Annotated in this window: 31 protein-coding genes; 10 read left to right on the forward strand and 21 right to left on the reverse strand. The window is 66.6% G+C overall.

What is annotated here, in order from left to right; genetic code table 11:
* Nucleotides 1-65: 65 nt before the first annotated feature.
* The 6 genes from CJZ82_RS04410 to CJZ82_RS04435 all read right to left on the reverse strand — a co-directional run bounded on the left by CJZ82_RS04410 (nucleotide 66) and on the right by CJZ82_RS04435 (nucleotide 5,171).
* Nucleotides 66-662, reverse strand: coding sequence for a Crp/Fnr family transcriptional regulator (locus CJZ82_RS04410; protein WP_094554560.1), 597 nt, complete (start codon nucleotides 660-662; stop codon nucleotides 66-68).
* Between the two features lie 306 nt (nucleotides 663-968).
* Nucleotides 969-1,451, reverse strand: a complete 483-nt coding sequence (locus CJZ82_RS04415; protein ID WP_094554561.1) for a Fur family transcriptional regulator — start codon at nucleotides 1,449-1,451, stop codon at nucleotides 969-971.
* Between the two features lie 76 nt (nucleotides 1,452-1,527).
* Nucleotides 1,528-2,565 (reverse strand): lysylphosphatidylglycerol synthase domain-containing protein, encoded by a 1,038-nt coding sequence (locus CJZ82_RS04420; RefSeq protein WP_094554562.1) that lies wholly within the window; start codon nucleotides 2,563-2,565, stop codon nucleotides 1,528-1,530.
* Nucleotides 2,565-3,806: a nickel pincer cofactor biosynthesis protein LarC gene (gene larC / locus CJZ82_RS04425; protein ID WP_094554563.1), complete on the reverse strand. Its 1,242-nt coding sequence runs from the start codon at nucleotides 3,804-3,806 to the stop codon at nucleotides 2,565-2,567. Before larC ends, CJZ82_RS04420 begins: the two co-directional genes overlap by 1 nt.
* Before the next feature lie 5 nt (nucleotides 3,807-3,811).
* Complete coding sequence (locus tag CJZ82_RS04430) at nucleotides 3,812-4,477, reverse strand: hypothetical protein (RefSeq protein WP_094554564.1); 666 nt, start codon at nucleotides 4,475-4,477, stop codon at nucleotides 3,812-3,814.
* Nucleotide 4,478: 1 nt separating this feature from the next.
* Entirely contained in the window at nucleotides 4,479-5,171 is a 693-nt protein-coding gene (locus tag CJZ82_RS04435) for a hypothetical protein (protein WP_369820018.1), read from the reverse strand.
* Nucleotides 5,172-5,239: 68 nt separating this feature from the next.
* On the opposite strand from CJZ82_RS04435, the gene CJZ82_RS04440 reads away from it, so the two are divergent.
* On the forward strand, nucleotides 5,240-6,163 hold the full coding sequence (locus CJZ82_RS04440; RefSeq protein WP_143593536.1) for a lipopolysaccharide assembly protein LapB: 924 nt from the start codon (nucleotides 5,240-5,242) through the stop codon (nucleotides 6,161-6,163).
* Here the strand turns inward: CJZ82_RS04440 and CJZ82_RS04445 are convergent.
* A complete protein-coding gene (locus CJZ82_RS04445; protein ID WP_094554566.1) occupies nucleotides 6,132-6,419 on the reverse strand; it encodes a hypothetical protein in 288 nt (95 codons plus the stop codon). The two genes, CJZ82_RS04440 and CJZ82_RS04445, sit on opposite strands and share 32 nt — an antisense overlap.
* 70 nt (nucleotides 6,420-6,489) lie before the next feature.
* Here CJZ82_RS04445 and xth point away from each other — a divergent pair, with 70 nt between their 5' ends.
* Entirely contained in the window at nucleotides 6,490-7,332 is an 843-nt protein-coding gene (gene xth, locus CJZ82_RS04450; protein ID WP_094554567.1) for an exodeoxyribonuclease III, read from the forward strand.
* A 69-nt stretch (nucleotides 7,333-7,401) separates the two neighbouring features.
* On the opposite strand, the gene CJZ82_RS04455 is transcribed toward xth, so the two are convergent.
* The 7 genes from CJZ82_RS04455 to CJZ82_RS18600 form a co-directional block, all read right to left on the reverse strand.
* Nucleotides 7,402-7,647, reverse strand: a complete 246-nt coding sequence (locus CJZ82_RS04455; RefSeq protein WP_233130044.1) for a Txe/YoeB family addiction module toxin — start codon at nucleotides 7,645-7,647, stop codon at nucleotides 7,402-7,404.
* A gap of 17 nt (nucleotides 7,648-7,664) precedes the next feature.
* Nucleotides 7,665-7,940 carry a type II toxin-antitoxin system Phd/YefM family antitoxin gene (locus CJZ82_RS04460; RefSeq protein WP_094554628.1) on the reverse strand — a complete coding sequence of 92 codons (276 nt, stop codon included), beginning with the start codon at nucleotides 7,938-7,940 and terminating at the stop codon, nucleotides 7,665-7,667.
* Between the two features lie 128 nt (nucleotides 7,941-8,068).
* Nucleotides 8,069-8,632 carry a dTDP-4-dehydrorhamnose 3,5-epimerase gene (gene rfbC, locus CJZ82_RS04465; RefSeq protein WP_094554569.1) on the reverse strand — a complete coding sequence of 188 codons (564 nt, stop codon included), beginning with the start codon at nucleotides 8,630-8,632 and terminating at the stop codon, nucleotides 8,069-8,071.
* Between the two features lie 23 nt (nucleotides 8,633-8,655).
* Nucleotides 8,656-9,729 (reverse strand): dTDP-glucose 4,6-dehydratase, encoded by a 1,074-nt coding sequence (rfbB, locus tag CJZ82_RS04470; RefSeq protein WP_094554570.1) that lies wholly within the window; start codon nucleotides 9,727-9,729, stop codon nucleotides 8,656-8,658.
* A gap of 54 nt (nucleotides 9,730-9,783) precedes the next feature.
* Nucleotides 9,784-10,716 carry a dTDP-4-dehydrorhamnose reductase gene (rfbD, locus tag CJZ82_RS04475; RefSeq protein WP_094554571.1) on the reverse strand — a complete coding sequence of 311 codons (933 nt, stop codon included), beginning with the start codon at nucleotides 10,714-10,716 and terminating at the stop codon, nucleotides 9,784-9,786.
* A 4-nt stretch (nucleotides 10,717-10,720) separates the two neighbouring features.
* On the reverse strand, nucleotides 10,721-11,623 hold the full coding sequence (gene rfbA / locus CJZ82_RS04480; protein ID WP_094554572.1) for a glucose-1-phosphate thymidylyltransferase RfbA: 903 nt from the start codon (nucleotides 11,621-11,623) through the stop codon (nucleotides 10,721-10,723).
* Between the two features lie 64 nt (nucleotides 11,624-11,687).
* Nucleotides 11,688-11,981, reverse strand: coding sequence for a hypothetical protein (locus CJZ82_RS18600; protein ID WP_198949662.1), 294 nt, complete (start codon nucleotides 11,979-11,981; stop codon nucleotides 11,688-11,690).
* A 29-nt stretch (nucleotides 11,982-12,010) separates the two neighbouring features.
* Between CJZ82_RS18600 and CJZ82_RS04485 the strand changes: the two genes are divergently transcribed.
* Nucleotides 12,011-12,250, forward strand: a complete 240-nt coding sequence (locus CJZ82_RS04485; protein ID WP_094554573.1) for a hypothetical protein — start codon at nucleotides 12,011-12,013, stop codon at nucleotides 12,248-12,250.
* Nucleotides 12,247-12,681, forward strand: coding sequence for a TA system VapC family ribonuclease toxin (locus tag CJZ82_RS04490; RefSeq protein WP_094554574.1), 435 nt, complete (start codon nucleotides 12,247-12,249; stop codon nucleotides 12,679-12,681). Before CJZ82_RS04485 ends, CJZ82_RS04490 begins: the two co-directional genes overlap by 4 nt.
* Here the strand turns inward: CJZ82_RS04490 and CJZ82_RS04495 are convergent.
* The 6 genes from CJZ82_RS04495 to CJZ82_RS18840 form a co-directional block, all read right to left on the reverse strand.
* Entirely contained in the window at nucleotides 12,678-13,046 is a 369-nt protein-coding gene (locus tag CJZ82_RS04495) for a nucleotidyltransferase domain-containing protein (protein WP_233130045.1), read from the reverse strand. The genes CJZ82_RS04490 and CJZ82_RS04495 overlap by 4 nt on opposite strands.
* Entirely contained in the window at nucleotides 13,033-13,434 is a 402-nt protein-coding gene (locus CJZ82_RS04500; RefSeq protein ID WP_094554576.1) for a HEPN domain-containing protein, read from the reverse strand. Before CJZ82_RS04500 ends, CJZ82_RS04495 begins: the two co-directional genes overlap by 14 nt.
* Before the next feature lie 49 nt (nucleotides 13,435-13,483).
* Nucleotides 13,484-13,936: an RES domain-containing protein gene (locus CJZ82_RS04505; protein ID WP_094554577.1), complete on the reverse strand. Its 453-nt coding sequence runs from the start codon at nucleotides 13,934-13,936 to the stop codon at nucleotides 13,484-13,486.
* A 153-nt stretch (nucleotides 13,937-14,089) separates the two neighbouring features.
* Nucleotides 14,090-14,464 (reverse strand): MbcA/ParS/Xre antitoxin family protein, encoded by a 375-nt coding sequence (locus CJZ82_RS04515; protein ID WP_094554579.1) that lies wholly within the window; start codon nucleotides 14,462-14,464, stop codon nucleotides 14,090-14,092.
* 114 nt (nucleotides 14,465-14,578) lie between these two features.
* A complete protein-coding gene (locus CJZ82_RS18835) occupies nucleotides 14,579-14,773 on the reverse strand; it encodes a PIN domain-containing protein (protein WP_233130046.1) in 195 nt (64 codons plus the stop codon).
* A 156-nt stretch (nucleotides 14,774-14,929) separates the two neighbouring features.
* Entirely contained in the window at nucleotides 14,930-15,055 is a 126-nt protein-coding gene (locus CJZ82_RS18840; RefSeq protein ID WP_233130047.1) for a type II toxin-antitoxin system PrlF family antitoxin, read from the reverse strand.
* A gap of 371 nt (nucleotides 15,056-15,426) precedes the next feature.
* Between CJZ82_RS18840 and CJZ82_RS04525 the strand changes: the two genes are divergently transcribed.
* From CJZ82_RS04525 to CJZ82_RS04550, 6 genes are all read left to right on the forward strand, one after another.
* On the forward strand, nucleotides 15,427-15,876 hold the full coding sequence (locus CJZ82_RS04525; RefSeq protein ID WP_094554580.1) for a hypothetical protein: 450 nt from the start codon (nucleotides 15,427-15,429) through the stop codon (nucleotides 15,874-15,876).
* A 463-nt stretch (nucleotides 15,877-16,339) separates the two neighbouring features.
* Entirely contained in the window at nucleotides 16,340-16,507 is a 168-nt protein-coding gene (locus CJZ82_RS18245; RefSeq protein WP_158218485.1) for a hypothetical protein, read from the forward strand.
* A complete protein-coding gene (gmd, locus tag CJZ82_RS04535; RefSeq protein WP_094554582.1) occupies nucleotides 16,489-17,577 on the forward strand; it encodes a GDP-mannose 4,6-dehydratase in 1,089 nt (362 codons plus the stop codon). The genes CJZ82_RS18245 and gmd overlap by 19 nt, the downstream gene beginning before the upstream one ends.
* Nucleotides 17,570-18,550 carry a GDP-L-fucose synthase gene (locus CJZ82_RS04540; RefSeq protein WP_255380779.1) on the forward strand — a complete coding sequence of 327 codons (981 nt, stop codon included), beginning with the start codon at nucleotides 17,570-17,572 and terminating at the stop codon, nucleotides 18,548-18,550. Before gmd ends, CJZ82_RS04540 begins: the two co-directional genes overlap by 8 nt.
* Nucleotides 18,551-18,563: 13 nt before the next feature.
* Complete coding sequence (locus CJZ82_RS04545) at nucleotides 18,564-18,920, forward strand: nucleotidyltransferase family protein (RefSeq protein WP_094554583.1); 357 nt, start codon at nucleotides 18,564-18,566, stop codon at nucleotides 18,918-18,920.
* Nucleotides 18,921-18,933: 13 nt separating this feature from the next.
* On the forward strand, nucleotides 18,934-19,200 hold the full coding sequence (locus CJZ82_RS04550) for a hypothetical protein (protein ID WP_198949658.1): 267 nt from the start codon (nucleotides 18,934-18,936) through the stop codon (nucleotides 19,198-19,200).
* Between the two features lie 25 nt (nucleotides 19,201-19,225).
* On the opposite strand, the gene CJZ82_RS04555 is transcribed toward CJZ82_RS04550, so the two are convergent.
* On the reverse strand, nucleotides 19,226-19,519 hold the full coding sequence (locus CJZ82_RS04555; RefSeq protein ID WP_369820019.1) for a hypothetical protein: 294 nt from the start codon (nucleotides 19,517-19,519) through the stop codon (nucleotides 19,226-19,228).
* Nucleotides 19,520-19,715: the final 196 nt, after the last annotated feature.

The raw sequence follows: 19,715 nt of genomic DNA on the forward strand, positions 1-19,715 counted from the left end.
GCCAGCCGAAAGCGGGCAGGGCAGCAGCGGCGGCGGCTGTGGTGGCGGTGGCGCGGGAAGGGGAATCAGGCGGCGGCCAGGGGGGCTGATTCCACCAGGGAGGGTGCCAGGCGCAGCCCGGGTTCGCCGGCAGGGGCTTCCAGGAGCTGAGCCTGGCGAATCCTGGAGATCAAGCGGGTGGTGGTCACCCGGGTGGTGCCGATCAACTCACCGATGCGCTCGTGGGTGAGGCGGAAGGGCAGATCGCACCAGGGACCGCAACGGCGGCCGAGGCGACGCACCAGCAGACCGAAGAGGGCATGCAGGCGCTGCTCGGCGGAGCCGAGATGGCGAATGCGCAGCAGTTGCAGGGTCCATTCGTTGACCGGATCAAAGCCGTTGCCGTCGCTGGCTTCGGCTTCGGAGCGGAAGCAGAGGGGGGTGAGGGCCTCCACGCAGACGCCTTCACTGCAGAGGCGGTCGGTGCGCAGCTGATCGCCGGGCTGGAGGAAGGCCAGGGTCATGCCTTCGGTTTCCTCGCAGGGGCAGTAGACGCGGGCGATGCCTTCGAGCACCTGGATCGACGTGCCGCCTGGGCGGAGAGCGGGATCGAGCAGCACGGTCTGGCCGGCCGGCATCCGCACGCAGGAGAGGGGCTGATCGGGCAGGAAACGGAAGCTCACGAGACCGTCGCTATTGCGAATGACTCGCAATCTAAACAGCAAGCCTGCCCTTTTGCAATCAGTTCTCAATAACGAGCTTTGTTGCAAGCCCGGCCACTTTCGCCACCCGTCGCCGAAGGGTCACTGGTCTGTGCCTTTTCACTCCCCCATCGGTGACCGTTGGGCCCGGAGCTCCAAACCGCAGGGCCCAGCCTTGGGATCGTTCTCGCACCTCAGCCATGCTCAGGCTCCACGGCGATCGCGCCACCCTGCTCGCTGCCCTCAGCGCCCACTGGGCCGACCACCAGCTGGGGCTGGAGTCGCCGTTCAGGCGGATTCGCCGGCCGCGCAACGAGGACACAGGGCCCGCACGTTGAGCACGCACTCGATCAGGCGAAAGCCATGGCTGCCGGCGGCCTGGCGGCCTTCGGCCAGCACCACGGCACTTTCGAACTCCTCGGTGCGGCCGCAGCCCACACAGACCAGGTGGTGGTGATCGCGATGGGCGTCGCTGGCCAGCTCGAAGCGGCGGCCCCCTTCCGGCAACTCCAGTTCCCGCAGCAGCTCCATCGAGCTGAGCAGGCGCAGGGTGCGGTACACCGTGGCCAGGGAGACCCGCTCCTCGGCCCGCAGCAGGCGTTGATGCACCTCCTCGGCACTGAGGTGGCTGCCTTCGCCGATGCGCTCGAACAGAGAAAGCACCGTCTGGCGCTGGGGCGTAAGCCGCTGGCCTCGCCCATGCAGGCTGGAGCGCAGTTCGGTTGCCGGCCCCGTTGGGGCTGGCGAACCTTCCTGCAATCGGGATGCCATTGGATCACCCCGAACATCAACGACACTTTAGCCGCTGTTCTCAACAGTTCCAGCAATTGCGAAGAGGAGAGGCGCCTCAGGCTGCAACCCGGTTTCCTGGCCGGCGCGGCTGGTCGAGGGCCCCATCCAGCCGGGCGGTGAGGGCTGCCAGCAGATCAGCCGCCGTGACCACCAGGCGGTAGCTGAGCGCCACGGCCAGCAGCGGGGCTTCCGCCACCTGCCCGCCCAGCTGCAGCAGCAGCACCGCCTCGAACACCCCAAGGCCGCCGGGGGCGCCGGGCACCACGAGGCCCGCTGTCCAGGCCAGGGAGAAGCCCAGCAGCCAGCCGACCCAGGGCAGGGACAACTGCTGATCAAAGGCCAGCACGCAGGCCGCAAACCCCCCGAAGCGCGCCAGCACGAACAGCGCCAGTGCCAGCAACGGCAGCAGCGGGTAACCGGGCAGCACGAACCCGGCTGATTCAGGGCTGGTTGTAGCCGTCGGCTCCGCTTCAGCGGACCGCTGAGCCCGGGCCAGCTGGCGCTCGCGCGAGCGCTCGAGACGCTGGAGCAGGGGCTGGAACCAGCGCGGCACCAGCAGCAGCAGGGGCAGCAGACCCAGCAGGGGCCAGCCAGCCGTCCAGCCCACTGCCGCTGCGAGCGCCAGGGCTGCGCTGGCAGCCAGCAGCGGATCCAGCAGGGTGGCCGCCAGGGCCAGGGGGGTGGCCACCGATGAATGGGGGCCATCGAGCAGGCGCCCGTCCTGGCCGAGCAGGCGCACCCGCGCCGCCAGGTGCCAGATGCCGCCGGGCAGGTACTTGAGCAGGTTGGTGCTCAGGTAGGCGCGCACACTCAGGCCCCAGCGGGGCCTGAGCCGGAACCAGCGCAGGCACACAGCCCAGGCCAGGCCGTTGATCACGAGGCTGAGCAGGCTCACCCCCACCCCGATCACCAGCCATAGCCAGCCCTGGGGATCGAGGCGCTGGGCCAGCAGCTGCTCACCGTTGCCCTTGAGGGCCGCCAGCAGGAAGCCCAGGCTCAGCAGCGTCACCCAAAGGCGTGCACCACCCGGCAGGGGCGGCAGTGGCGGCAAGCGGGCGATCAGCGCTGACCACAGCTGCTGGGGGGACGTCATCAGCTGGTGGGGGGTTGAACCCAGGCATTGTCCCCGACCGCGGCCTCGTCCACCACCTGGCGCACCTGGGCGAGGCTGAGGCCATGGCGGCGGGCGAGGGCCGCCAGGTCGTCGTGTTCGGCCTTGTAGCGATGGGGGCCGCCGGGAACTTCGGCCTGCTTGACCTGCACCACCCCCAGGCGCGTGCGCAGCGCGCGGCTCGAGCGCGGCAGGACCCAGCGTTGCTGCAGCTGCTCGCGCACCCCGAGGCTGCTGCCGTGGCGCCACCAGATCCGGCGCAGCTCTTCGGCCTGATCCGGCCGGGCCAGCACGGTGAGCAGCACCCCCTGGCGACCCTTCTTCATCTGGATGGCAGCGGTGAACACCTCGAGGGCACCGACGCGGCGCAGTTCCTCCACCAGGAAGGCCAGGTCCTCGGGACTGGCGTCATCGATCTGGGCCTGCTGCTGCAGCACCGTTTCCAGCTGGGCAGCATTGGCCGACGTAGTGGCCAACGACTCAGCTCCGGAGCCGGTTGCCCCCAGCCAGAGACGGAGCAGGTTGGGGCGGTCCAGCACCCGGTGGCCCAGGCCGATCCCCACCTGCAGCGGCACCAGGCTGGGTGCCTGGCCGAAACGCTCGGCCCAGCTGGCTATCAGGGCCAGGCCTGTGGGGGTGGTGAGCTCCCCTGGCGGGAACCCTTCTGCGCTCGCCAGGGGAATGGCGCCGCGCCTGGCCAGCTCCAGCACCGCCGGGGCCGGCAGGGGCAAGCGGCCATGGGCCGTGCTGACGCTGCCATGGCCGGCGGGCGGGGGGGCGCAGATCATCTGCTCCACCTGAAAGTGCAGCAGGCCGGCGCAGACCCCCACCACATCCACCAGGGCATCGAGCGCCCCCACCTCATGGAAGTGCACCTGCTCGGGGGCGTGGCCGTGCACCGCCCCCTCGGCGTCCGCCAGCAGGCTGAACACCGCCAGCACCCGCTCGCGCAGACGCGGCTCGAGGGCACTGGTGCTGATGGTCTGGCGCAGGCCGCCCCAGGAGCGGTGGGGGGGATCCGGCTCGAGCGTCTCCACCGTGAGCCGGCGCCCCCGCAGGCCGCCACTGCGGGTGTCCTGGTGGTGCAGGCGGTAGCGGCCCTCCAGCCCGAGCAGGGCCAGGGGCTCGTGGATCACGGCCTCAGGCAGGCCCAGATCGAGCAGGGCCGCCAGGAGCATGTCGCCGGCCAGGCCGGTGGGGCAATCCAGAAAGGCCAGCACCATGGAGCTCAGGCGGTGGCGCGCAGCAAGCGGGGGGCCGCCAGCACCAGGGCCTCGGCGCGGGCCTCCAGCTCGCTCTGGCGGCGGCGCAGCAGTTGCTCCACCTCACGGCGGGCGCGCCGCTGCTCGCGCTGGGCGGTGTCGACATCGAAGCCAGAGAGCCCCCAGAGGCGCCCGAGCAGGGCCCGGTCGTCGGCGCCTCCACGGGCCTGCTCGTAGAGAAGCCGCTCGGCGAGCATGCCGGCCTGCAGCACCCGGCTCCAGCGGCGCAGGTCGTCGGGGGGGAGCTTGGCGTGCTCGGGGGGCTCGAACTCAGTGCTGCCGCTGGCCCCGACGCCAGCCCGCAGGCAGGCCAGGCTGCCCACCAGCACCTGCTTCACCGCCAAGCCTTCCTGCTCTGCCACCAGGGCATGGCCAGCCTCGTGGATGGCGATGCGCCGCAGGCGGGCGAGCCCACCGGGGAGTGTTTCCGCCAGCAGGTGGCCGCCGCGGCCGCCGAAACGGGCCGAATCAACGGTGAGCCCGGTCAATCCACCGCCAGCGGCCAGGGCCACCAGCCAGGGAGAGAGGCCCAGGGCGGGGCCGAGCACGGCCAGCAGGGTGCCGCCAGCCACCACGGCACCGACACGCAGCGCCTCGGAGGAGCCATCACCGAGCTGGGGCCGGGCTTCCATCTCAGTGGGCGGGACGGCTCACGGGCGTGCGGTGGCCGCCCCGTTCCGTGCGTCCCTTGCCACCGCGGCTGCCGCGCTGGGCCACCGGTCCGATCACCTCAAAGCGCTCCACCTGCAGGTTCTGGCCTTGGCGGCGCAGGTCAAGGGCCACGAAGTGACGCAGATGCTCCAGGGGCACCTTGCCGCTGAGGGGCAATTTGAACGGTTGGGGGCGGCTGCCATCCGGACGGGGACGCTGGCGCACCTTCACCACCAGCTCGTTGGAGTCGGGGCGGGTGTAGATGAGCTCGCCACGCACCGAGAAGTAGTCGTCGCCTTCGGGGAGAGCGTCGGAGGCTGGCTCCGCCTGATCGGCTGGCGCTGCATCTGGATCAGCATCAGGATCCGGCTCGCTGAGGGTGCTGGGCTCCCAGACGCCCACCATCTGCAGGTGGAGGGAGCCGGCTTCCCGGCAGCGCGGGTAGACCACCCAGAGGTGAGAGCGGTCCAGGTCGAGGTGGCGGCGCACCAGGCTGAGCACACGGCCCAGCACGACGGCGTCGATCTCGCTGCCGTCGTCGGTGCGGATCAGCCCACGGGTGAGCTGCTCGGAGTCGGTGGGGACGTACTGACCACGCACCACGCCGATGGCCCGGTACTGCAGGGGTTCGGTGACCGGGGAAATGGGATGGTGACGCATCGTCGGTGGGGGCATCCATTGGCCCGGGCCGCAATCTAGCGAGGGCACCAGGGGCCAGACTTGCTGGGCCTGGTTCAGGATCGATGCCCTCCCGCCCCTCCGCTGCCGCTCTGGGCGCCCGGCCACGGGCGTTGCTGGTGCTGGGTGCGGCGGCCCTGACGGCCCTTTCCCTGATGGCGGGGTGGTGGTTGGGGCAGCGCAGCCTGGGCAGCCGGCCGCTGGACCGCTCCCGGATCGAGCTGGAGAAGCAGGCGATCGGCCTGCGGGCGGAGGTGAGCCGGGGGCAGGCCAGCGAGAGCCAGCAGCAACGGCTGCTGCAGCTGCTGCTGGCCCTCGACAACAAGGCCGAGGCCACGGCCCTGCTGGAGCGCATGGCCGATCAACAGCCGGAGCGCTGGAGTCTGCGGCTGATGCTGGCGGAACTGCGCCGCGACCAGAAGGATCCGAGCGGCGCCGAGCGGGAGCTGCGCCAGCTGCTCAACTTCAGACCCGACCAGATCGAGGCGTTGCAGCTGATGGCTTTGCTGCAGCTGGAGCAGGGCCGGGGAGCGGAAGCCGAGGCCCTGCTCACCAAGTCCTACCAGAAAGCCAGCCGAGAGAAAGCCAGTGAGCAGGCATTGGGGCTGGGGCTGCTGCTGGCCGACCTGCAGCAGCGGCGGGGGCAGACCAAGGCCGCCGATGACCTCTACCGCAAGCTCGCAGCAGCTCACCCCGTCGACCCACGGCCGGTGCTGGGCCAGGCCCTGTTGCGGCAGCAGCAGGGGCAGACCCCCCAGGCCCTGGAGTTGCTCGATCGAGCCCGGCGTCTGAATCCCAATCAGCCCGATCTTCGCCTCGATGACGTGGCGGCGGCCTGGGGACTGGAACCGCTGCGGCGAATCAAAGGGGCGAAGGGAAAAACCAATCCGTCTGAGCAGCCGTCTTCTTCGACTGCACCGTCTGAGAAGCAGCCAGCGGCTGGGCAGCCCCCTGAACCTATGGAGCTGCCTGAGCCTCCAGGTCCTTGATCGCCTGATCGATGGCGTCACCGGGCTGGGTGGCGTTGTCGAGGGCACTGTTGCGCCGCAGCTTGTTCATCAGCTCAAGCGGATTGCCAGATTCGAGGATGCCGTTGCTGGGGCGGCCGGTGGGGCTGTTGTCGTAGATCTGCTGCTCCTGAATCGACTGCCCGAAGCTGCCGGACGACGACTGGGCCTGAACCGGCGGGACGAACAGGGGAGCGGCCAGCAGGGCAAAGGCCGCAAGGGCCAGGGGGCGGGCCATGGCAGGCGTGCGACGGGACAGGATGGTGCCTTGATGCTAAGGGCCACCAGCGGTGGCTGAAAGTTGCGGCATGCAGATCGCCACCTGGAACGTCAATTCCGTGCGCAGCCGGCTGGAGCAGCTGGTGGCCTGGCTGGACCGGGAAAGCCCTGAGGTGCTCTGCCTGCAGGAAACGAAGGTGGAAGACGGGGCCTTCCCGATGGAGGCCTTCACGGCCCTGGGCTACAGCGGCGTGATCAGCGGCCAGAAGGCCTACAACGGCGTGGCGATCCTCAGCCGTTTGCCGCTCGAGGATGTGCGCGTCGGCTTCGACGCCCTGCTGGCCGATGAAGCGGCCCTGGCGTTGGCGGAGCAGAAGCGGGTGATCAGCGCCCGGATCGAGGGGGTGCGGATACTCAACCTCTACGTACCCAACGGCTCATCGCTGCGTTCCGACAAGTACGGCTACAAGCTGGAATGGCTTGCCTGCCTGCGCCGCTACCTCGACGCTCAGGACAACGACGGCGACCCCCTCTGCATGGTGGGGGACTTCAACATCGCCCTCGACGACCGCGACATCCACGACCCCAAGCGGCTCAGTGGCGGGATCATGGCCAGCGAGGCCGAGCGGCAGGCCCTGCGCCTGGCCCTCGATGGGCGGCTGGAGGATGTGTTCCGCGTCTTCGAGCCCGGATCGGGCCACTGGAGCTGGTGGGACTACCGCAGCGGCGCCTGGGACCGCGACAGCGGCTGGCGCATCGACCACATCTATCTCTGCGAGGAACTACGGGAGCGGGCCACCGGCTGCGTGATCCACAAGGCGGTGCGGGCCAACGAAAAACCCAGCGACCATGCACCGGTGGTGGTCACCCTGCAGTGGCCGCCGGAGGGTGACGACGACGAGGAGCAGGACGGCGACGGCTGGGCTGCCTAGGAGGTACGTGGCAGGAGGCTTGACCAGAGACTGGGCAAGAGACAACAGATCTCAGTGTTCCTAAGGGTGTCAGTAGTGGTAGCGGCCTTGTAGAAACTCGACCCGATCGGCCTTCACCATGTAGACGCAACGATGCTCCTGGGTGATGCGGCGCGACCACACATCACTGCCCAGGTAGCGCAGCGGTTCAGGCTTGCCGATACCGCTGATGGGATCGCGGAGCACTGCCTTCAGGAGATCCAGCAACCGGCTGGCCGTTCGCCGGTCGGTGCTGATCCAGTGCTGCAAGTCCTCGAGGAATTCCGGATGACACACGGCCTGTCCTCGGCTGTTCATGGGTCAGTCGGTGATGCCAGATCAGGGAGCGGCATGGTGGGCAAGCTGTGGCTTCGGGCTCGCTCAAGGGCGCTCAGCAGTCGCTCGGCATTGCGTGGTGAACGGAGCAGATGGGCCGTTTCGAGCAGCCCTTCCAACTCGTCAGCGGCGACCAGTGCCACGTCACCACCCTTGCGGCGACGCACCAGCACCACATCCCAATCCTGAACCACCCGATCCATGAGGCTCTTGAGCTGTTCGCGGGCGGCGCTGTAGGTGGCTTCGATGGCCACGCTCAAGGTTATACAGACTTACTGGACATCTTAGCGCGAGGAGCGGGACTGGCACCACCGCAGCAGCGATATCTTCAAGCAGTACTCCTGATCGGAAAACTATTACATCTGCGGGCGTTGACACCACCTCAATTTAATGCTGGCAAGTGCAAGGGATCCTGCTCTGCCAGCTTGAGATTCGCCATATCCTTGGCTGAAAGCTGCAGCTCAACCCCGTCCGACAAGTCGGGCCAGGCGATACCCACCGCCGGATCATTCCAGGCGATGCCCTGTTCTGAGGCGGGATGGTAATAGTTGCTGCAGAGATAGCAGAAATCAGCCACTTCACTGAGCACCAGGAAACCATGGGCAAATCCCGGCGGCACCCAGAGCTGGTGGTGGCTCACATCATCAAGGATGGCGCCCACCCAGTGGCCGAAGGTGAGTGAGCCACGGCGCACATCCACGGCCACATCAAAGACCGAACCGCGGGAGCAGCGCACCAGCTTCCCCTGGGGCTGCACCAGTTGGTAATGCAACCCACGCAGAACACCGCAGCGGGAGCGTGATTGGTTGTGCTGGATCAGGGGCGGAATGCCAGCTTCATCCAGCACATTCTGGCGGGCCGTTTCCACGAAAAAGCCTCGTTCATCGCCGAACACCTTTGGCACGAACAGGAGCACTTCTAGAATTGACTGGGGAACGATCTGCATCAGATCAAGCGTGGGATCAACAATCAGGCGAGCCGTGAGGCGTATTGGGAGTCCATGTAGCTGGCGTACTCATCGGAGAGCAGCGGCTGCCACCAGTCGCGGTTGGTGAGGTACCAATGCACAGTGCGGCGCAGGCCCCCCTGCACCGTCATCTGGGGCTGCCAGCCCAGCTCCTCGCGGATGCGGCTGGCATCGATGGCGTAGCGCTGGTCGTGGCCGGGGCGGTCGGTCACGAAACGAATCAGCTCCCGGCTGGGGCGCAGCGGCAGCTCCGACGCCAGCTCATCCATAAGGGCGCAGAGCATGTGCACCAGATCGAGGTTGGCAACCTCGTTGCAGCCGCCGATGCAGTAAGTACGGCCAGGTTCACCGGCGAGCAGGATGCGATCGAGGGCGCGGCAGTGATCCTCCACGAACAGCCAGTCGCGCACGTTGGAGCCATCGCCATAGACCGGAATGGGCCGCCCCAGCAGGATATTGATCAAAGTGAGCGGGATCAGCTTCTCGGGGAAGTGATAAGGGCCGTAGTTGTTTGAGCAGTTGCTCACCAGCACCGGCAGGCCGTAGGTGTGCTGCCAGGCGCGGGCGAGGTGATCGCTGGCGGCCTTGCTGGCGGCATAGGGAGAGCGGGGGCTGTAGGCGGTGGTTTCGCAGAAGGGCGGATCACTGGGCTCGAGGCTGCCGAACACTTCATCGGTGCTCACGTGCAGAAAACGCCAGTCGGTTGGTGATCCAGCCGCGAGCCAATGGGCGCGATACGCCTCCAGCAGTGTGAATGTGCCGTTCACGTTGGTGGCGAGAAAGGCGCCTGGCCCTGTGATCGAGCGATCGACGTGGGACTCGGCCGCCAGGTGGGCCACATGGGTGATGGCGTGCTCGGCCAAAAGGCCATCCACCAGCGCCCGATCACCGATATCGCCGTGCACGAAGCTGATGCGGCCGGAATCGATCAGGGGCGCGATCGTGGCGCGGTTGCCGGCGTAGGTGAGGGCATCTAGAACCACGATCCGGTCGGCAGGGTGGGCGGCGGCCCAGTGGTGCACCAGATTGCCGGCGATGAAGCCGGCGCCGCCGGTGACGAGCAGATGGCGGGTCATTTGGCCAGTGACAGGGGACTGTTGAGACTCTTGGGATTCAGATTGACTCGCTGATCAGGCCCATGCGCGCAGGCAACTGCGCAGATCCTCGCGCCAATCGGGCAGGGGGATCTCAAAGGCGGCACGGAAATGGCTGCAGTCGAGCCGGGAATTGGGGGGGCGCGCCGCTGGGGTGGGGTAAGCACTGGTGGGGATGGCCGTGAGCGCGGGAGCCTGCTTCAGCAAGCCCAGGGCGACAGCCTGCTCAAAGATCTCGGCGGCGAAGCCATGCCAGCTCACGGCCGGTTCGCCGGCGTAGTGATAGGTGCCCCAGGGGAACGGCTTGGCAGGGTCCAGCGGTGACTGGTTGGAGATGGCCGCTTCGGCGAGCTGCAGCCAAGTGGTGGCAATCGCTTCAGCACTGGTGGGGCCGCCGATCTGATCGGCCACCACTGAGAGGCCGGGGCGCTCAGCGCCCAGACGCAGCATGGTGCGCACGAAATTCGCCCCCTCCTCGCCGAACACCCAGCTCACCCGCAGCAGCAGATGGGGCCCGCCAGCGGCTCTGAGGGCCTCCTCTCCTGCCAGCTTGCTGGCGCCGTAGACCCCAAGCGGGCCGGTGGGATCGTCCTCCCGCCATGGGCGTTCGCCATCACCGGCGAAGACATAGTCGGTGGAGAGGTGGAACAGGGGCAATGAGCGTGCGGCACAGGCGCGAGCAAGCACGCCCACGGCGGTGCTGTTGATGGCCGCCGCCTGCTCTGGTTCACTCTCGGCCTTATCCACGGCGGTGTAGGCAGCGGCATTGAGCACCAGGGCGGGCTGGTGTTGCTCCAAAAGCTGCTCGATGGTGGCGTCCAGCTCTGGGGCGGGGGCCGCCAGATCCAGCTCAGGCCTGGCTGCCAGCAGCAGCGGCCGCTGGGGCAGCAGCACCGGGGCCAAGCGCTGCAGGGCCGAAGCCACCTGGCCTGAGCGGCCGATCACGAGCAGAGGGGAAAGGCTGGGCATGGCCTCAGAGACCCTCCTGGAGCAGTGCTTCGAGGTAAGCCCCATAGCCCGACTTACGCAGCGGCGCCGCCAGGGATTCGAGCTGTTCTGAGCTGATCCAGCCCTGACGCCAGGCCACTTCCTCGGGGCAGCCGATCTTCAGGCCCTGGCGGTGCTCCAGGGTGCGGATGTAACTGCCGGCTTCGTGGAGGGAATCGCAGGTGCCGGTGTCGAGCCAGGCCATGCCCCGGCCCAGCAATTCAACGCGCAGATCACCGCGATCGAGATAGAGCTGGTTGAGGCTGGTGATCTCCAGCTCGCCACGGGCGGAGGGCGTCACCTGGCGGGCCAGCTCCACCACATCGGGATCGTAGAAATAGAGGCCGGTGACGGCGTAGTTGGAAGCGGGCTGCAGGGGCTTCTCTTCCAGCGACACCACCCGCCGCTGCTCATCGAATCCCACCACGCCATAGCGCTGGGGATCGGCCACGCGGTATGCGAAGACGGAGGCGCCAGTGGCCTGGGCGTTGGCGGCCTGCAGGTTGCGCGAGAGGTCGCCGCCATAGAAGAGGTTGTCGCCCAGGATCAGGGCGGCGGAGTGGCCGGCCAGGAACTCGGCGCCGATCAAGAAGGCCTGGGCCAGACCATCGGGGCTGGGTTGTTCGGCGTAGGAGAGCGAGATGCCCCAGGCGCTGCCATCACCGAGCAGGGCTCGGAACTGGGGCAGATCGCGGGGGGTGGAGATGACCAGAATCTCGCGCAGGCCCGCCAGCATCAGGGTGCTGAGCGGGTAGTAGATCATCGGCTTGTCGTAGACCGGCAGCAGCTGCTTGCTCACCGCCTGGGTGATCGGATGCAGCCGGGTGCCCGATCCCCCGGCGAGGATGACACCGCGGCGCCTGGTTACAGGGACGTGGTGAGGGGCCATGCAGGAGGAGCCATTGCGCCGCTCTCATACCACGAACCTCCCTGCTGCTTGCTGCTTGGTCTGATCAGGCGACAACCCATGGTTGCCGCTCCGATGTAAAAAACTCAGGATCACCAGGGCCTAGAGCAGCGAAAGCGGCCAGCCGAAACGCAGGACATCCAGGAAGCGATCGTTGCCGGGTGAGTACACCATCAGGTTCGTCTTGATAACTGATCGGCGTGAGGAAGCACTGGCTGGCGGCGAACATCACCACATCGATGACCATCAGCGCCGCGCTGAGGTCGCCTGTCTCGCGTCTAGCCCCTTGGCCGTTGGCCAGATTCAGCAGTTGCAGCAGCCCGCTGGGGTTGATGCGCACTAAGATGCGCACACTGCACACGAAGGGGCATGCGGACCACCCTGGAGCTTCCGGATCCGTTGTTCGCGCGATTGAAGTCGCGGGCGGCCAGCGAGCGCGTCACGCTCAAGCAGCTCTTGCAGAGCTTTGTGGAGCAGGGTCTCAGCACGGCTCCTCCAGAGTCGCCAATACCGCGATCTGCGGCCACCCTGCCCAGGCTGGAGGGCCCCCTTGCCATGGCCAGCGAACAGCTCAGCAACGCATCGCTGTTCGAGCTGCTCGAGCCTTGAGCACCAATGCAGACCTGCCTGATCTGAACGTGTGGCTGGCGTTGGCCTGGGTGAACCATGCCCATCACCGCCAGGCGTTGCACTACTGGGAGGAACAAGCCGCTGGACAGGTGCTGTTTTGCACGCTCACCGCCCTCGGGCTGGTGCGGCTGCTGAGCCAGCCGAAGCTGATGGGCACGTCTGTGAAGAGCGGAGCCGAGGCCTCGGAGTTCCTGCAGGGGTTTTGCCGCCAACCCGGCGTGACCATGGCCGCACCAGACCATGACGGCTGGGAGATCTTCCATGCGTTGCTGCGCACGGGAGAGCTGGCCCCACGGCACTGCACCGATGCCTATCTGGCGGCCCTGGCGATGGCCAATGGCTGGAGGCTGGTGAGCTTCGATCGGGATTTTCAGCGTTTTGGCGATCTGCACTGGCTGGCTCTGCCCTAGCCACCTTCACCTGGATCGGCGGGGTGGGTGAGCGGGCGTGACCAAACCCAGCGGGCATCGCTCCGCAGCTCGGTGGCGAATCGGGATCCAGCCGCCATCAGCTCCTCGTGTTCGCTGGGGGTGAGCACAAGCGCATCGCAGCTGAGGGGCAGCAGCTCCAGGGGCCAGCGCAGCAACCTCTCGTGCTGAGGCCCGCTGGCGTGTGCGTCGATCAGCAGAAGATCCAGGTCGCTGCCGACTCCAGCGGTGCCCCGTCCATAACTGCCGAAAACCGCCACTTTCTCCAGGGAAGGCACACGAGCTGCCTGCACGCCAGTCCAGGCTCTGACCTGGCGCATCACCTGATCGGGCTCAGGCCAGCGCATCACGGATTGCGTCAACGAGCGCACGGGCATGGCGAAGAGCGTCGTCGCTTTGCAGACGACCGAAATGGTCGGTTGGGGCCCCATCGGAAAGGCTATCTGGGTTGCGGGTGGGGATGTAGAGGGCATCGAGAATGCGAAGTCGATCCTCCAGATCCGTCACGGCTTTTCCCAGCTGGGCAGAGGCGGAGGGAGGCAGATCGCGGAAGGATCGGCCCAGTCCATGACCCCAGACCTGCTGGCTGAGGCTGAGGTGAAGTGCCTTCAGGGCCTTCTCCACCGACTGGTGGCAGCCGAAACAAGCCCATTCATGGTGCCCCGCCTTGGCGCTCACCAGGGCCTGGTCGAGATCTGCGTGCGCCTGGTGCAGCCAGTCGGCGGAACGGTTCATGACGGCATTTTGGCTGGCTTGCAGGGAGCCGAACTCGCCGCTGGATCTCTCAAGGCACTGGCCAGCAACCCTCCACAAGAAACTGCTCCCTTGTGAAGTGCCTCGCCAGGCCCCCAGCGAAGCAAACAGCAGTCACACCCTCGGAGGTGATCTCAAGAGTCCAGTCCTGGAAATCGAAGGGTGTGCTGCTGAAGGCATAGGGAGTGAGCACCCCCACAACTGGAGGTGTCTGAGGCGAGCGGGCAGAAGGCAGCTCAAACGCCTGGACACTGCGCTCACGCATGGCATCACCGCAGCGCTGGCTGGCGGCATAGCTGCAGGGATCGGTGATGGCAGCAAGGGCCTCGGCTGCCAGGCTGCGCTGCAGCGCCAGGCCACGCAGCGTGGAGAGCTGCACGCTGAAGGCAGTCTGCAGGCGTTGAATTCGGGCACCCGTTGGCAGCGGTGAGCCCTCCAGCAGCCGCAGGGCATGAAAGGCCCGTTCTGCCAGAGCCGTTTCCAGCGCCCGCGCTGCGGCTTGACAGTCTCGATCAGCTGCTCCAGGCGCGCCTGCTGCCGCAGACCATCAACCAAGTCGGCTGTGCCGCTCTCGCCCTGACGGTCGGTGATCCGATGAATCGCACCGGAGAAGGGAACTAATGGGGCCGCTGCGCAATCAGCCGCGAAGGGCATCGAGGTAGTTGGCAACGCGGGTGAGCCCTTCAATTCGCGCCAGCAACAGCCGCGGTGGCTGCTCGCCGAGGTGGTGATTGGGCTGCTGCATCCAGTGGCGCATCAGGGTCTGATCACCACCGAACAGGGAATGGAGGCTGCGGTAGACCCGCACAAACAGCAGTGCGAGCTCACCTTCCTTGGTTTCGGGGTCGAGGCCGGTGCGTTCGATGCTGGTGCGGTGTTTGCCCACCACGGCGCTCAGCTCATCGCGGCTCAGGCCGAGGGCCTGGGCGGCGCGGCGACAGGCCTCGGCCACCAACTGGGCATCGGGAGTCGTGACGGGCTGCTGAGAGATCGGAGCGAGGCCAGGTGCCATGGCAAAGACAACCGAAAACCTGGAGTGCTACTACTCGCATCATGACCTGAATCGAGCATTCGCACATTTGGGTCGGCTGCTGGCCAGGGTGAACCGCGGAGGCAGCCTGCCCGCTCAGGCCAACCACTCCTGGGCGAGAGCGTCGATGGCCTGAAACTCCGGGTCCATATGCATGAGGGTGGCGCCACCTTGCAGAGCAGCCGCAGCAATCCAGGCGGCCGAAAGGGACAGGGCATGGGTGGCCATGATCTGCGCCGCACTGATCAGCAGGGGCTCACTGGCTTCCAGCCAGCCGGCCGGCCCGTTCACCCTCGTCCTTCCAGACGCGGTGGAGCACCTCCATCCGGGTGATGAAACAAGCCATGCAACGCACAGGAGCTTCGAGGGCCTGCTAGACCTGATCGGGACCGGGCTCATCATCTCGCAGGGTGAGCAATGCCGACGTGTCGAGGCAGACCCGGGCTATCACGCCTCCAGCGCAGCATCAGCCAGCCGATCGGCCAGCTGGCGCTGGGAGGGGCCGAGCGCGAAACGCTCGCAGATCGCCGCCGGGATCACGGTCTGACCGCGGGACGTGATCGTGCTTCTCATAGCAATCACCATCGCCTTGAATTACCATTCAGCTTGTCTGGTAATTGGGTGGTCGCTCAGCCCTTCTCCGCCAGGTGAGCCGCCGACCTGCTCGCCCGCTAAGCGATTCCTTAAGGGTGGCACACCAACCACCGCCGGGAGCTGAATTTTGCCGAGTAGTTCGGGATCAGCGAGAGCTTCGAGCCGTTCACCTTGTGGGCGCGGCGGAGCGGCTGAGCCGCTCGCGCGCAAAACGCAACACGCCATTGCCAGAACATTGTTGCTGAGAGGATCATGCAGGCAGGCCCGGGTTCGAATAGGGCAGACTTCAGCCAACCTCAGGATTCAGACGGCTTGATCTCTTCTATCAATACGGCCACCGCTTCACTCAATTGGAGCCGGTTGCGGGAGGTGTCTGCGAGGATGAATCGGCACTGAGCAACAAGGCATCGAGCCTGGATTCGAGATCGGCGAGCCGTTTGTTCTCTGTCTCGAGCTGCACGATCTCGCTCTCGAGCAGCTGCGTACGCCTCTCGCTTTCGAGCGCTCTGATCTGCGCATCGATCGTTGGATGCCAGTTTAACTTCGCCAACCAGCGCCGCCACGGCGGTAAAGAGGAAAGGAATTCCGATTTGCTGATTGACGCTGAAGCGGATCCCGAGGAGATCGACATGGCTGTAGGAGGTAAAGAACGTGATCAGAACGACCAGGCAGCCGCCGACAAGGGATGCATAGCCGGCGCGATCGAGGAAGGGAAACGGATCGGGCCGACCCGAGGAAACCGGCGCTTCGTTATCTGCCATGACCGTAGCGACGACAAGCCCGAACCGATTTATGAATAGTACGTCTGTACGATTAGGCAGTGCATCCGTGGTTTCACGGAGCAGCCACAAGCGCAATGTCGCGAGCGGGCACCGTGGGACGCGCTACCTGCGGCGCTGAAGCGGATCACGAGCAGCTGGCTGCTTCAGGAGCCTCACTCGATCAGGCTGAAAGGGCGATGCACTGATGTGTTGATGCTTACAGCACCTGAGGAGTTCGCTGCTGTCTGCGCCGCCAACCCAGAAGCAGTGGAGATCTGGCAGGAGATCTGGCAGACCTGAACTCCGGGGCGGGGCCAAGCCTCTGCGGCAGCCTCCAGAATCAGGCCGTGCGGCACACCATATGTGGTGTCCTGCGGTGTCGCTGGGCTGATACGTTTCGGCAACCCATCCCCTGCATACAGCCCCGCCCGAGTTCGGGGCTCCCCGCTGAGCCGTGGCGTGACACCGCCGAAACGACCTCCGGTCGGCAAGTGGCCGAAACATGGCCATCGAGCTGAGCTTGTCGATCCAGCCGACGCTGCCACAGCAGACCTCCGCACCCAACTCTGCCACTGCCGTTTCAGTCGCTGCTGAACTTGCGCAAAAGACGGCCTGCTGCAATGGTTCACCCACCGACAAGGCGCTGCACCAATGCCGAAAACCGCTCTGATCACGGGTATCTCCGGACAGGACGGCTCCTATCTGGCTGAGTTGCTGCTTGAGAAGGGCTATGTGGTGCACGGCATCAAGCGGCGGGCCAGCAGCCTGAACACCCAGCGGATCGACCATCTGTATCAGGATCCCCACGAAAGCGATCCACGCCTGGTTCTGCACTACGGGGATCTCACCGACAGCACCAATGTGATCCGCATCGTGCAGCAGGTGCAGCCCGATGAGATCTACAACCTCGGTGCCCAGAGCCACGTTGCGGTGAGCTTCGAGAGCCCGGAATACACCGCCAACTGCGATGCGCTGGGCACGCTGCGGATCCTGGAGGCGGTGCGCATCCTGGACCTCACCCACAAGACACGCATCTACCAGGCCAGTACCAGTGAGCTGTACGGGCTGGTGCAGGAAATCCCCCAGAAGGAAACCACGCCCTTCTATCCGCGCAGCCCCTATGGGGTGGCCAAGCTCTATGCCTACTGGATCACGGTTAACTACCGCGAGGCCTATGGCATGTATGCCTGCAACGGCATCCTGTTCAACCACGAATCACCGCGCCGGGGCGAAACGTTCGTGACTCGCAAGATCACCCGCGGGCTGGCACGCATCGATGCCGGCCTCGACGACTGCCTGTTCATGGGCAACATCGATTCCCTGCGCGACTGGGGCCACGCCCGCGACTACGTGGAGATGCAGTGGCGGATGCTGCAGCAGGAGAGTCCGGAGGATTTCGTTATCGCCACCGGCCGTCAGGAGAGCGTGCGCCGCTTCATCGAGCTGGCGGCCGCTGAGCTGGGCTGGGGGCCGATCGAGTGGCAAGGCGAGGGGGTGGACGAGATCGGCAGGCGCAGCACCGGCGAGGTGGTGGTGCGCATCGACCCGCGCTACTTCCGTCCCGCCGAGGTGGAAACGCTGCTGGGCGATCCCAGCAAGGCCCACACCAAGCTGGGCTGGACACCCACCACCAGCCTCGGCGAGCTGGTGGCGGAGATGGTGGCCCACGACAAGGAGGAGGCGCGCAAGGAGGCGCTGCTGCGCCTCAAGGGCTTCAAGGTGGTGGGCGGTCGTGAGTGAAGCGCTGATCACCCCAGAAGACCGCATATGTGTGGCCGGCCATCGCGGCATGGCGGGCAGCGCCATCTGCCGGGCGCTGCAACGGGCGGGCTATGGCTCCTTGCTCACCCCCGGGCGAGAGGAACTCGACCTGCGCGACGCGGCGGCTGTGGAGGGCTGGTTTGCGACGCACCGGCCGACTGTGGTGGTGCTGGCGGCGGCGAAGGTGGGCGGCATCCATGCCAATGCGGCCTACCCGGCCGATTTTCTGCTCGACAACCTCAAGATCGAGACCCATGTGATCGAGAACGCCTGGCGGCACGGGGCGCGGCGGTTGCTGTTCCTGGGCAGCAGCTGCATCTATCCGAAGTTCGCGGCGCAGCCGATCCGTGAGGAGGCGCTGCTCACCGGCGCGCTGGAGCCCAGCAATGAGTGGTATGCGATCGCCAAGATCGCCGGCATCAAGCTCTGCGAGGCGCTGCGGCAACAGCACGGCTTCGATGCCATCAGCCTGATGCCCACCAATCTGTATGGGCCGGGCGATAACTACCACCCGGTCAACAGCCACGTGCTGCCGGCGCTGATCCGCCGCTTCCATGAAGCCGCCGAACGTGGCGACGAGTGTGTGAGCTGCTGGGGCACGGGCACGCCCCTGCGCGAGTTCCTGCACGTCGACGATCTGGGCGAGGCCTCCCTTTTCGCCCTGGAGCACTGGAAGCCCGATGGGCCGGCTGGGCTGAGCTTCCTGAACGTGGGCACCGGAGTGGACCTCACCATCCGCGAGCTGGCGGAAGCGGTGGCGGCGGCCACGGGTTTTGCCGGCACGATCGAGTGGGACAGCAGCAAGCCCGACGGCACCCCGAAGAAACAGCTGGACGTGAGCCGGCTGGCGGCGCTGGGCTGGCGGGCGCGCATCCCCCTGACCGAGGGCCTGGCCGCCACCGTGGCCGACTTCCGCGAGCGGCTGGCGAACGGCGAGCTGCGGGCGGTGTGAATAGGCTCAATCCATGTTGGTGAGCCCCTCCCAGCGCCTGATCTGGCCCCAGCGCCGGCAGGAGGCGATCGCCTCGGTCCAGGCCCGGGAGCGGGCGGCCCGCAGCTTGGCCGCTCAGGCAGCGGGGCGACTGCGGCAGGGTTGGCCGGGCATCGAGGGCGTCTGGCTGTTCGGCTCGGTGGCCGAGGGGCGCACCCAGAGCAGCTCTGATGTGGACCTGGCGGTGGCGGGTCTGCCGCCGGAGGCGCTGCTCACTGCCAGTGCCGAGCTCGACAGCCTGGATCCGGCCATCCCGATCGATCTGGTGCGCCTGGAAAGCCTGCCGCCCCACTGGCAGCAGCGCATCCGGGAGCGGGCCATCGTGTTGTGAGGCTCGAGCTCTGATGGCCTCCCTCGATCCCTGGCAGCGGCGGCTGCTGGATCGCATGGCCATCGGCACCGAGACGAGGCCGGCGGTGCTCAGCCCGGCAGTGCGGTTGGGATTGACCGAACTGCTGGCTTTCCGCCATGTGGTGCGCCACCTGTACGCCTACGAACTGGAGGCGGATCGGGTGAAGCTGCTGCTCCAGCGGGCCATCGCCCTGTGGCCGCAGATCACTGCGGATCTGGAGAGCTTCCAGGCGTGGCTGGAGGAACTGGTAACCGCGTGAGCCTGTGGGCTGCTGCAGACCCCTGCTACCCGCCCCGCCGCTCCAGCAGGGTGAACGGCTCGAAGGTGACGCTGATGCCGAGCTCCTCGGCGAACTCGAGCACCCGGCACCAGGCGCGATCGACCCTGAGGATGCCGCGCAGGATCACCGGCGCGTTGCCGCTCTGGAGGGTGATCTCGAACAGCGGCCAGCCCACCGACGGCTGCACCTGATCCTCGCGGATGCTGGGCACCACATCAAGGCTGCCGATCAGGATGCGGCGCCGGTTGGCGTCCCATTCGTAAGGGATTTCGTAGCGGTCGAGCAGATCGGCGGCCAAGGCCCAGGTCCGCCGGCGCCAGAAGCAGGCTGATGCTGCAGCCAAACAGGCCGAGCAAGGCGACGACAACAGCAAAGAAAAGCTCAGCAGCCGGGCGAACCAGAAGCAGCAACGCGCCGATACCGCACGAGCGCTGGCACTGCAGAAGCTCCAGGAGACGGGAATCGATCCGGAAACGGTGGGTCTGGGGGAACCT

Origin of the sequence: Synechococcus sp. 1G10 (genome assembly GCF_002252625.1) — a bacterium.
Taxonomy (GTDB): domain Bacteria; phylum Cyanobacteriota; class Cyanobacteriia; order PCC-6307; family Cyanobiaceae; genus Regnicoccus_A.

What these genes read in the sequence shown, in the direction of transcription:
- xth (WP_094554567.1), top strand. Translation starts at nt 6,490, where the DNA reads ATGCAGATCGCCACCTGGAACGTCAATTCCGTGCGCAGCCGGCTGGAG.
- CJZ82_RS04435 (WP_369820018.1), bottom strand. Translation starts at nt 5,171, where the DNA reads ATGCCCCCACCGACGATGCGTCACCATCCCATTTCCCCGGTCACCGAA.
- CJZ82_RS04440 (WP_143593536.1), top strand. Translation starts at nt 5,240, where the DNA reads ATGCCCTCCCGCCCCTCCGCTGCCGCTCTGGGCGCCCGGCCACGGGCG.
- gmd (WP_094554582.1), top strand. Translation starts at nt 16,489, where the DNA reads ATGCCGAAAACCGCTCTGATCACGGGTATCTCCGGACAGGACGGCTCC.
- CJZ82_RS18245 (WP_158218485.1), top strand. Translation starts at nt 16,340, where the DNA reads ATGGCCATCGAGCTGAGCTTGTCGATCCAGCCGACGCTGCCACAGCAG.
- rfbD (WP_094554571.1), bottom strand. Translation starts at nt 10,716, where the DNA reads ATGCCCAGCCTTTCCCCTCTGCTCGTGATCGGCCGCTCAGGCCAGGTG.
- CJZ82_RS04485 (WP_094554573.1), top strand. Translation starts at nt 12,011, where the DNA reads ATGCGGACCACCCTGGAGCTTCCGGATCCGTTGTTCGCGCGATTGAAG.
- CJZ82_RS04545 (WP_094554583.1), top strand. Translation starts at nt 18,564, where the DNA reads ATGTTGGTGAGCCCCTCCCAGCGCCTGATCTGGCCCCAGCGCCGGCAG.
- rfbA (WP_094554572.1), bottom strand. Translation starts at nt 11,623, where the DNA reads ATGGCCCCTCACCACGTCCCTGTAACCAGGCGCCGCGGTGTCATCCTC.
- CJZ82_RS04500 (WP_094554576.1), bottom strand. Translation starts at nt 13,434, where the DNA reads ATGAACCGTTCCGCCGACTGGCTGCACCAGGCGCACGCAGATCTCGAC.
- rfbB (WP_094554570.1), bottom strand. Translation starts at nt 9,729, where the DNA reads ATGACCCGCCATCTGCTCGTCACCGGCGGCGCCGGCTTCATCGCCGGC.
- CJZ82_RS18840 (WP_233130047.1), bottom strand. Translation starts at nt 15,055, where the DNA reads ATGAGAAGCACGATCACGTCCCGCGGTCAGACCGTGATCCCGGCGGCG.
- CJZ82_RS04415 (WP_094554561.1), bottom strand. Translation starts at nt 1,451, where the DNA reads ATGGCATCCCGATTGCAGGAAGGTTCGCCAGCCCCAACGGGGCCGGCA.
- rfbC (WP_094554569.1), bottom strand. Translation starts at nt 8,632, where the DNA reads ATGCAGATCGTTCCCCAGTCAATTCTAGAAGTGCTCCTGTTCGTGCCA.
- CJZ82_RS04420 (WP_094554562.1), bottom strand. Translation starts at nt 2,565, where the DNA reads ATGACGTCCCCCCAGCAGCTGTGGTCAGCGCTGATCGCCCGCTTGCCG.
- CJZ82_RS04430 (WP_094554564.1), bottom strand. Translation starts at nt 4,477, where the DNA reads ATGGAAGCCCGGCCCCAGCTCGGTGATGGCTCCTCCGAGGCGCTGCGT.
- CJZ82_RS04515 (WP_094554579.1), bottom strand. Translation starts at nt 14,464, where the DNA reads ATGGCACCTGGCCTCGCTCCGATCTCTCAGCAGCCCGTCACGACTCCC.
- CJZ82_RS04445 (WP_094554566.1), bottom strand. Translation starts at nt 6,419, where the DNA reads ATGGCCCGCCCCCTGGCCCTTGCGGCCTTTGCCCTGCTGGCCGCTCCC.
- CJZ82_RS04550 (WP_198949658.1), top strand. Translation starts at nt 18,934, where the DNA reads ATGGCCTCCCTCGATCCCTGGCAGCGGCGGCTGCTGGATCGCATGGCC.
- CJZ82_RS04495 (WP_233130045.1), bottom strand. Translation starts at nt 13,046, where the DNA reads ATGCGCTGGCCTGAGCCCGATCAGGTGATGCGCCAGGTCAGAGCCTGG.
- larC (WP_094554563.1), bottom strand. Translation starts at nt 3,806, where the DNA reads ATGGTGCTGGCCTTTCTGGATTGCCCCACCGGCCTGGCCGGCGACATG.